4 protein-coding genes are annotated in these 2,594 nt (G+C 63.3%); 2 read left to right on the top strand and 2 right to left on the bottom strand.

Annotation, left to right across the window (positions count from 1 at the left end):
• Positions 1 to 174 precede the first annotated feature (174 nt).
• Positions 175 to 750: a hypothetical protein gene (locus AB1451_16875; protein ID MEW6684568.1), complete on the bottom strand. Its 576-nt coding sequence runs from the start codon at positions 748 to 750 to the stop codon at positions 175 to 177.
• A 198-nt stretch (positions 751 to 948) separates the two neighbouring features.
• Positions 949 to 1,740: a TIR domain-containing protein gene (locus AB1451_16870; protein MEW6684567.1), complete on the bottom strand. Its 792-nt coding sequence runs from the start codon at positions 1,738 to 1,740 to the stop codon at positions 949 to 951.
• Positions 1,741 to 1,888: 148 nt separating this feature from the next.
• Between AB1451_16870 and AB1451_16865 the strand changes: the two genes are divergently transcribed.
• Positions 1,889 to 2,131 carry a ribbon-helix-helix domain-containing protein gene (locus tag AB1451_16865; GenBank protein MEW6684566.1) on the top strand — a complete coding sequence of 81 codons (243 nt, stop codon included), beginning with the start codon at positions 1,889 to 1,891 and terminating at the stop codon, positions 2,129 to 2,131.
• Complete coding sequence (locus tag AB1451_16860) at positions 2,116 to 2,451, top strand: type II toxin-antitoxin system PemK/MazF family toxin (GenBank protein ID MEW6684565.1); 336 nt, start codon at positions 2,116 to 2,118, stop codon at positions 2,449 to 2,451. Before AB1451_16865 ends, AB1451_16860 begins: the two co-directional genes overlap by 16 nt.
• Positions 2,452 to 2,594: the final 143 nt, after the last annotated feature.

Here is a 2,594-nt window from a genome sequence, read left to right as displayed (position 1 = left end):
GATGCCCACGGCCACGGGCGTCGCGCACGACCGCTCGCAGAAGCACGCCGACGAAGTACGCGACCGTGATCGCGCGTGGCACGATGCGAACAAGACAAGAGGTCTTCTGTACGAGCCCGTATAACGCCTTGCCGATCAGCGGCGCGCCGTAGGCGCGTCCGCTGCATCGGCTTGTTAGCCGGCCGCTTCCGATTCCTCATCGGTCTCTTCCGTGACCTCTCCAACCGCAGGCATTACCGCGAAGAATCTGTCCCCACGGCTGAGCACATCGTCGAGAGACGGGCCCCGAAATACCTCGGTGTGAAGTTGCTCAAGGCCGTTGGTCATGCAGTCAATCGCTGCCCGCTCCCAAGTCCGGCGACAAGGCCACTGCTTCCTGTACTGGGCGAATGGTGCGGAACAGCGGTGGTGACGCAAGCGGCCGTCGCGGTCCGTCGTGAAGCCGACCTTGAAACGGCCGGGATCGTGCTCAGGCTCCAGCTGGATGAGGTAGAACCACCCCTCATCTGCGGCGAGCACTACCCCATCGCCCGATGCTTCATCGCCGGAACTACGGCCCGTTGCGAACGCTTCCCGGATTGCCGATGCCTCTGTACCGGTCACCAACGAAATCCGCTGACCACCTCGCTCAGCGTCGCGCCGTTTGACTGGCTGGATGCCAAGCCTCTTCACGACCTTGAACACGCTGGCGCGGTGCGTGCCGAGTTCATCGGCAAGCTCTGCTACGGCGATCAGATCGTTTTCAGCCACGTCGGAATCCCTCTCCTGTCCGGCTAACGCGCGCACTCACCTGCGAGCCGCGCCAGGTGACGTGGGGGCGTATTTGCGAATCATAACGCCGAAGCTGCGGTCGATTGCACGGTGCCCGCGCGTGGCCGCCCCGTTGGCGGCGCGGCTCGACAGGTGCAGTGGGTAGTTAGACGGCCGCTTGTCTTAGCCCCCTTGAAGTCAAACCGCCGGTATCGACAGTTCACGTTCGATCGCGTCGCAGAGCTCGGCGAACGCCGCGTCCCAGTATCGTGGATGGAGTTCGATCATTTGAAGCTCTTGCAGACCAGAGAGAGGTTCAGGGACGCTCGGTCCGGCAGGAACCGAGGCGCCTGGGAGCAGCACCGGGATGATGGGGATGCCCCGATCCCACGCGGCTGTCAGTTCCCGACGCACGAAGTCAAAATCGCTGGCAAGTCGTTTTTGACCATACGCATCGGTCAAGGAGAGCCACTTGGGACCGATCAGCGCTACCACCACGCTCGCGTGAACAACAGCCTGCTGAATGGTCCACGAGAACACTTCACCGGGCTGAATGCTGAAGAGATCCATGAACACTGCATCGCGACCGAATCTGGAGGTAAGAGCTTCATGCAATCTGCCCGAGTGGGCATCGGCATCGTCACGACGGTAGTTCAAGAACACCCGTGGATACCGCTCGCGCCGCCTGTACGCTCGCCTCGACGCTGGGTGGAAACGACGAGGCTTGTCCGAAGCAGCGGCGCTAGTGGACACTTCGACCAAGGTACCCCAAGGACCGATCTCGCCGCCTTCTACGACGTAGTGCCACATGGGCACACCGTAGTCAGACACCTCGATCTCGGTCGCGGTAATGGTCAGCGGAATCCCGTCGGCCTCGGCCTCACAAATCGCATCTCCAGTGCGGATTTCGGCGCCGGTGAGCCAGCGAGTGACGACCATGCTCCGCGATGACCAGCGGTCGCGAATGGAGGCTCTTAGCGATTTCGACATCTGTGTCCAGTCCGTCTAACGTCCCGCGGCTCACTTGCGGCGGCCGCAGAAACACCCCTCAACCGGCCCCGATCCTACCGCGGCCGCCGTCAAGTGCAGCCGCTTGTTAGACCGCGTGGCAACTGGTATGATGATTTGTCATACCGCTATGCCGAAAACCAAGGTCGCCCTCACGATCGACACTGACCTGCTGGACCGCGTGGACCACCTGGTCGCGCGCCACCGGTTCCGCAACCGGAGCCAAGCCATTGAGACCGCGCTAGCTGAGAAACTGGCGCGGCTCGCCAGGACGCGGCTCGCTGAAGAGTGCGCCAAGCTGGACCCGGCCGAAGAACAGCAACTGGCCGAAGAAGGCCTCACCGCGTCGGGTGACTCGTGGCCCGAATACTGAGAGGCGAGATTCGCTGGGCGGACCTCAACCCGGTGCGCGGCCATGAGCAGGCCGGGGAACGGCCCGTCTTGATACTGAGCCACGACGTGTTCAACGAGCGCTCGGGCACAGTGATCGCGGTGGCGCTGACGAGCCAGGAACCGCGGGCGGGTTACCCGCTGACGTTGGAGCTGGTGGCCCCGAAGTTGCCCAAGCGCTCGTGGGTGAAGATCAGCCAGATTCGCACACTCTCGACTGAGCGCATCGGCAAGCGATTGGGACGAGCCTCAGACGAGGAACTTGCGACAGTACTCGATGGCCTGCTTGAAATAGTCGGATAGATCGTCGAGTAGCGGTCTAACGCGCGCGCTCACCTGCGAGCCGCGCCAGGTGACGTCCGGGCGTGTTCGCGCATCATAACGCCGAAGCGACGGTCCGGCGCACGGTGCCCGCGCGTGGCCGCCCCGGTGGGGGCGCGGCTCGA

Source organism: Nitrospirota bacterium, assembly GCA_040757335.1.
Classification (GTDB): Bacteria; Nitrospirota; Nitrospiria; order 2-01-FULL-66-17; family 2-01-FULL-66-17; genus JBFLXB01.
The sequence above is the reverse complement of the archived record's forward strand: the minus strand, read 5'-3'. Positions and strand labels throughout refer to the sequence as shown.

What these genes read in the sequence shown, in the direction of transcription:
- AB1451_16870 (MEW6684567.1), bottom strand. Translation starts at nt 1,740, where the DNA reads ATGTCGAAATCGCTAAGAGCCTCCATTCGCGACCGCTGGTCATCGCGG.
- AB1451_16865 (MEW6684566.1), top strand. Translation starts at nt 1,889, where the DNA reads ATGCCGAAAACCAAGGTCGCCCTCACGATCGACACTGACCTGCTGGAC.